6 protein-coding genes are annotated in these 6,335 nt (G+C 59.1%); 5 read left to right on the plus strand and 1 reads right to left on the minus strand.

Annotation, left to right across the window (positions count from 1 at the left end; genetic code table 11):
• The first annotated feature begins 6 nt into the window (after window positions 1-6).
• From VL688_06490 to fabF, 3 genes are all read left to right on the plus strand, one after another.
• The gene (locus tag VL688_06490) at window positions 7-834 is read left to right on the plus strand and encodes a prephenate dehydrogenase/arogenate dehydrogenase family protein (GenBank protein ID HTL47694.1); all 828 of its coding nucleotides are present in this window, start codon (window positions 7-9) and stop codon (window positions 832-834) included.
• 69 nt (window positions 835-903) lie between these two features.
• Window positions 904-2,469 (plus strand): 30S ribosomal protein S1, encoded by a 1,566-nt coding sequence (gene rpsA / locus VL688_06495; protein HTL47695.1) that lies wholly within the window; start codon window positions 904-906, stop codon window positions 2,467-2,469.
• Between the two features lie 24 nt (window positions 2,470-2,493).
• On the plus strand, window positions 2,494-3,747 hold the full coding sequence (gene fabF / locus VL688_06500; protein ID HTL47696.1) for a beta-ketoacyl-ACP synthase II: 1,254 nt from the start codon (window positions 2,494-2,496) through the stop codon (window positions 3,745-3,747).
• 124 nt (window positions 3,748-3,871) lie between these two features.
• Here fabF and lpxA read toward each other — a convergent pair whose 3' ends face one another.
• The gene (gene lpxA / locus VL688_06505; GenBank protein ID HTL47697.1) at window positions 3,872-4,732 is read right to left on the minus strand and encodes an acyl-ACP--UDP-N-acetylglucosamine O-acyltransferase; all 861 of its coding nucleotides are present in this window, start codon (window positions 4,730-4,732) and stop codon (window positions 3,872-3,874) included.
• 222 nt (window positions 4,733-4,954) lie between these two features.
• Here lpxA and tyrS point away from each other — a divergent pair, with 222 nt between their 5' ends.
• Window positions 4,955-6,169: a tyrosine--tRNA ligase gene (gene tyrS / locus VL688_06510; GenBank protein ID HTL47698.1), complete on the plus strand. Its 1,215-nt coding sequence runs from the start codon at window positions 4,955-4,957 to the stop codon at window positions 6,167-6,169.
• Window positions 6,144-6,335: ATP-binding cassette domain-containing protein (locus VL688_06515; protein ID HTL47699.1), on the plus strand; the 192-nt coding region annotated here is incomplete at its 3' end. The genes tyrS and VL688_06515, both read left to right, overlap by 26 nt.

Consider the following 6,335-nt stretch of genomic DNA (forward strand, 5'->3'; position numbering starts at 1 on the left):
CTGAATATGAACCCTAAAAAGATAACGATTGTCGGTCTTGGCCTCATGGGCGGCTCCCTTGCCGCCGCGTGCCGGAAGAAATTTCCCCGCGCGCGCGTGACCGGCGTGAGCCGCAGCCGGGAAGCGCTCCGCTCGGCCCTGAAGAAGAAATGGATTCATGCCGCGAGCCGCGATCTGGCCGGGGGCGTCAGGGGCGCGGACCTCGTGATCCTCTGCACGCCCGTCGATACCTTTCCCCGTATCCTCAAAGAGATCGACCGCCATGCCCGTCCGGGCACGCTGGTGACCGATGTCGGCAGCATCAAGGGAGCGGTGCTTCGCGGACGGCGGAAGAATATCACCTTTGTCGGCGCGCATCCCATGGTGGGTTCGCATGAGCGGGGCCTTGCCGCGGCGAATCCGAGACTTTATGAGGGCGGCCTGATCTTCGTGATCAAGCCGGAAAAGCGGGCGGAGCTCGGCGCTTTCCGCAAAATCCGCGGGTTCTGGAATAAAATATCGCACCGGATCGTCGAAGTTTCAGCGGGGCGCCACGACAAAGTGGTGGGGGAGATCAGCCATTTGCCGCATGCCGCTGCGGCCTGTCTTTTAATGAGTGTCGATCCCGGTTCCGTGCCTTTTGCGGCTTCGGGATTCCGGGATACGACACGGATCGCGGCCTCAGATCCTTCGATTTGGAGGCCGATTTTCATGGGTAATGCACGCGCTGTAGCCCTTGCGCTGCAACGGTTCGAAAAGGAACTGGCCCATTTTCGCACCCGGCTCGTACGGGGCGATGGCAAGGCCGTCGGACGGTTCCTTCAAAAAGCCAGCCGGCGCCGACAGCAAATTTAGCTTTGAAATTAAAGGGTTTATGCTACAATACCACGCTAAAATTCAAATGATTCGGAGGCTTTCTCATTTATGACTTCCCAGTTCGCTGAACTTTTCGAAAAAAGCATGCAGGCCCTCAAGGAAGGGGAGCTTGCGAAAGGTACGATCGTCGCGGTACGCCCGAAAGAAGTGGTCATCGATATCGGTTATAAGGCCGAAGGCATTATCAGCCTTGATGAATTCAGCAAGCCGGAGGAACTCAAGGTCGGGCAGCAGCTCGAAGTCCTTTTCGAATCGTTCGACGACGAAGCCGGCCATGCCGTGCTGTCGAAACGCAAGGCCGACCGCCAGCGCACCTGGAACAACATCATCGACCATGCCAACGAAGGCAGCGTCGTGGAAGGCAAGATCTTCAAGAAGGTCCGCGGCGGTTTCATGGTGGACATCGGCATGGAAGCGTTCCTCCCGGCGTCCCTCGTCGACCTCAAGCCGACCCGCAATCTCGACCAGTATCTCGGCCTCGAATGCAAGTTCGTGATCGCCAAGATCAACCACAAGCGCAAGAACATCGTGGTTTCCCGCAAGGATTACCTCGGCATCGAAAAGCAGGAAGCCCGCCTCAAGAAGCTGGGCACGCTGACCGAAGGCGCGGTGGTCAAGGGGCGTGTGAAGAACATCACGGACTTCGGCGTTTTCGTGGACCTCGGCGACCTCGACGGTCTCCTCCATATCACCGATATGAGCTGGGGCCGCATTTCGCATCCTTCCGAACTCGTGAAGCTCGGCGATGAGATCGAAGTCGTCGTGATCGCGATCGACCAGACGAACAAGAAAGTCTCCCTCGGCATGAAGCAGAAGAGCCAGAACCCGTGGGTCGGCATTGAAAACCGCTACACGTCCGGCGGCCAGGTTCGCGGCAAAGTCGTGAACATCCTGCCGTACGGCGCGTTCGTGGAACTCGAGCCCGGCGTCGAAGGTCTCGTCCACATCAGCGAGCTTTCGTGGACCAAGCGCGTCAGCCATCCGTCCGAACTCCTCAAGATCGGCGACCAGGTCGAAGTGGTCGTTCTGAATCTCGATAAAGACGGCAAGAAAATTTCTCTCGGCATCAAGCAGGCCCAGGAAAATCCGTGGGTCAAGGTGCAGGACAAGTACCAGGTGGGCGATCGCGTGAAGGGCACGGTGCGCAATCTCACCGATTACGGCGCGTTCGTGGAACTGGAGCCGGGCATCGACGGCCTCGTCCACATTTCCGATCTTTCCTGGACGCACAAAGTCACGCGTCCCAGCGAAATCCTGAAGAAAGGCGACGCGGTCGAGGTCATGATCCTCTCGATCGATCCCGACGCCCAGAAAATTTCCCTCGGCATCAAGCAGTTGACCGAAGACCCCTGGGATGACCTCACGAAGGGCATGATGACCGGCACCCCGATGAAGGGCCGCATCACGCGCATCGTGAACTTTGGACTCTTCGTCGAGCTCGAAAACGGGCTCGAGGGACTGGTCCATGTCTCGGAAATCCCTGACGGAAAATCCGCGGACCTTGAAAAGCATTTTCATGTCGACAGCCCCATCACGGTCAGCATTCTGCACGTGGATAACGACGCCCGCAAGATAGCACTCACTTGCAAGAGTGAGACTGTTCCGACGGCCTAGTCAGCAACCCCGAAAAATCCAGCTGTGTCCAAACCTCGAGCGATAAATAGGAGGGTCGTCGTCACCGGTATCGGTGTCCTCTCGTCCATCGGGTTCGGCAAAAAGGATTTTTGGGATGGCCTGAGTAAGGGGCGTTCCGGCGTTTCTCTGATCGAAGCTTTCGATACTTCCGATTTCACCACCCGTTTTGCCGGTGAAATCAAGAATTTCAACCCTTCCCTTTACATCCATCCCAAGCGTCTGAAGCGCATGGACCGCACGTCCCAGTACGCGGTGGCCTGCGCGAAAATGGCCATCGAAGACGCGGGCATCGATCCCAAGTGCAACGGCGCGGATAAGACCGGCGTCATCATCGGCACGGCCATGGCGGGCCATGGGTACATCCTGGAACAGCACACGACCCTCATGGAACGCGGGCCGATGCGCATCAATCCCTTTACCGCATTAGCATCGTTTCCCGACGCTTGCGCGAGCAATGTCTCTATCGAATTGGGCGTGACGGGCCCGAGCTTTTCCATCGCCACGGCCTGCTCTTCCGCTTCCGACGCCTGCGGCTATGCGTTCGAAGCGATCCGCAGCGGCACGTTGGACTTTCTCATCATGGGCGGCGCCGAGGCCTCGATTTATCCGGGCATTCTCGCGGCGTTCTGCGTGGCGCGCGCGCTTTCCACGCGCAACGAAACCCCGCAGGCCGCCTCACGGCCTTTCAGCGGCGACCGCGACGGTTTTGTTCTCGGGGAAGGGGCGGGGATGCTGGTGCTGGAAGAATACGAGCACGCGAAGAAACGCGGCGCGCACATTTATGCGGAGATTTTGAGCCATGGCATGACCTGCGACGCGTATCACATGACCGTGCCGGACCCGGAAGGCAAAGAGGCCTCGCGCGCGATGAACATGGCGCTTGCTGCGGCGGGACTCAATCCCGAAGACATCAACTACATCAACGCTCACGGCACGTCGACGCCGCTGAACGACAAGACCGAAACCGGCATCATCAAGAAAGTCTTCAAGGAACACGCCCCCAAAATTCCCATCAGCTCGGCGAAATCCATGCTCGGCCATCTGATCGGCGCGGCCGGAAGCGTGGAGCTCGTCGCGACGCTGCTGGCGATGGAGCACAGCGTGATTCCTCCCACCATCAACTATTCCGTTCCGGATCCGGAATGCGACCTCGACTACACTCCCAACGAAGCAAGGCCCGCCAAGATCAAGTACGCGATGAAAAACTCTTTCGGCTTCGGCGGAAAGAATTCCATCCTCGTCCTCGGGAAGGTCTAGTTCAAATCAACAGAGAGTTGGTTGCGGCAGGCGCCAGCGTGCATGCGGCGGGTCTTGTGCATTCACATTCCGTTGTCTACGGTGAAGCCTAGAAGCGTGGCTTCACCTGTTGCCGACGAGATTATTAATTGGGCTCGTCGGCTGGAAGGTCCGCGAGGTCTCGGGGTCTTGCGGATTTGGAGGGGCGGAGAGTGTCTTCGTCGCTTTCGGAAGCGCCGTCGAGGATGCCGCGGTCGGAGGCTTCAATGAAGCGGACCATGTCCTGGACTTCTTTCGACCGCATGGTTTTTTTCATCGCGTCCAGCGCCTGGGCCGTGTTCAGCCCGGAGCGGTAGAGGAGCTTGAAAGCCTGCTTCACTTCCTCGCGCGAGGCCGCATCGATGCCGGCGCGGCGCATGCCCACCACGTTGATGCCGAGCGCGACCGCGGGGCGGCCGCCGCACATGACAAACGGGGGAATGTCTTTATTGACCGCGGAAAGCGCGCTGAGCATGGCCAGCCGGCCCACGCGGGTGAATTGATGCAGCCCGGTCATGCCGGAAAGGAAAGCGCCGTCTTCCACGACACAATGCCCCGTCAGCGAAGCCTGATTGACCATGACGACCCGGTTTCCGACCTGACAGTTGTGAGCGATGTGGCAGTAAGCCATGAGGAAGTTCTGGTCGCCGATCACGGTGGACGTGCCGGCTTTCGTGCCGCGGTGGATTGTGACGAATTCGCGAATCTGGTTCTTGTTCCCGATCTTGGTGAACGTGGGTTCGTTCTTGAAGGCAAGGTCCTGGGGCGCGTGGCCGATGATGGCGCGCATGTGCACGTCGTTTTCGTCGCCCATCTCCGTGCCCGTCGCGATGTAGGCGCCGGCGCGCAGGATGTTGCCGCGGCCGAGCTTCACGTTGTCTTCGAGGATGACGTAAGGGCCGATGTCGTTGTCCGGCCCGAATTCCACGTTTTTGCCGACGATGGCGGTCGGATGGATTTTGGACATGGCGCGAATTGTAACACGGAACGCCTAAACGGTAAAAGGACAACGGCAAGCATGGACGGGGACAGGACTTTAGTCCTTTCCCATGAGTGTGAACGCAAAAGGCCCGCTGCACGCATGTCAGCGCTTGAAAGCATGACGAACCGTTAGCCCCCTTGCCCCTCTTGTTCTTCCCTGATACAATACGAAAAATTCAATAACCCCTTGCAAAAAAGGGAGATAGCATTGTCATCCAGCGTTCAAAAGCAGCTCGAAATCCTGCGCGACGGCGCCGTGGATTTCCTCTCCGAAGAAGAGCTTGCCAAGAAGATCGAACGGTCCCTCAAAGAGCATAAACCCCTGCGGATCAAATATGGGGCCGACCCGTCTTCGCCGGACCTTCATCTGGGACATACGGTCCCGCTTCGCAAGCTGAAACAGTTCCAGGACCTCGGCCATCTCATCGTCTTCATCATCGGGGACTTCACCGCGCGCATCGGCGATCCTACGGAACGCAACGAGACGCGCCGCATGCTTTCGGCGGACGAAGTCAGCCGCAACGCCAAGTCCTACCAGGAGCAGGTCTTCAAGATCCTCGATCCGAAGAAAACCGAAGTCCGCTACAACTCCGAGTGGCTGGGCAAGATGACGCCCGAAGATTTCCTATACCTCACCGGCCGCTACACCGTAGCCCGGCTCCTCGAGCGCGACGATTTTCACAAGCGCTACAAATCCGGGCGTCCCATCGCGGTGGTCGAATTCCTTTATCCGCTGCTTCAGGGCCATGACTCGGTCGTGGTGAAATCCGACGTGGAGCTCGGCGGCACGGACCAGAAATTCAACCTGCTCGTGGGCCGCGACCTGCAGCGCGAGGCCGGGGCCGAGCCTCAGGTCGTCATGACCATGCCCATCATCGAGGGGACGGACGGCGTGCAGAAAATGAGCAAGAGCCTGGGCAACGCCATCGCCATCCAGGAGGCGCCGCAGGAAATGTTCGGCAAGCTCATGTCCATCCCCGACAATCTCATGGAAAATTATTACCGCTATGCCGCGGGGCTTACGCCGGACGAATTCGTCCAGGTACGCGACGGACTGAAATCCGGGAAGCTGCACCCCCGTGAAGCCAAGGCCTCTCTTGCCGAGCGCATCGTGGGGCTCTACCATGGCGCGCAGGCCGGTGCGGGCGCGCGGCAGCAATTCGACCAGGTTTTTAAGAACAAGGAATTGCCGGACGAAATCGAAAACGTGGATTTCCCGCGCGAGAGCTCGGACCTCGTCAGCCTGCTGAAAGACGCGGGCCTTGTCGCGAGCAAAAGCGAGGCGCGGCGGCTCATCGAGCAGGGAGGCGTGAAGCTCGAGCGCGAAAAGGTAACGGACGCGGGCGCCGTAGTGAATCTGAAGAAGCCCGTTCTCGTCCAATGCGGCAAGAGAAAATTTGCGAGGATCCAATACCGTGGATGAAGCCAAGACCGTCACGGCCCAGCCGCCCGAAGAAGACGTGGTGATGCGCGTCGAAGACGTGACCAAGGAATTCAACGGGACGCGTGTCCTGGACCGCATCTCGTTCGAGCTGCGGCGCGGCGAAGTGCTGGGCTTTCTCGGGCCGAACGGCGCGGGCAAGACGACC

It is taken from the genome of Verrucomicrobiia bacterium, assembly GCA_035495615.1.
Taxonomy (GTDB): Bacteria; Omnitrophota; Omnitrophia; order Omnitrophales; family Aquincolibacteriaceae; genus DATJFP01.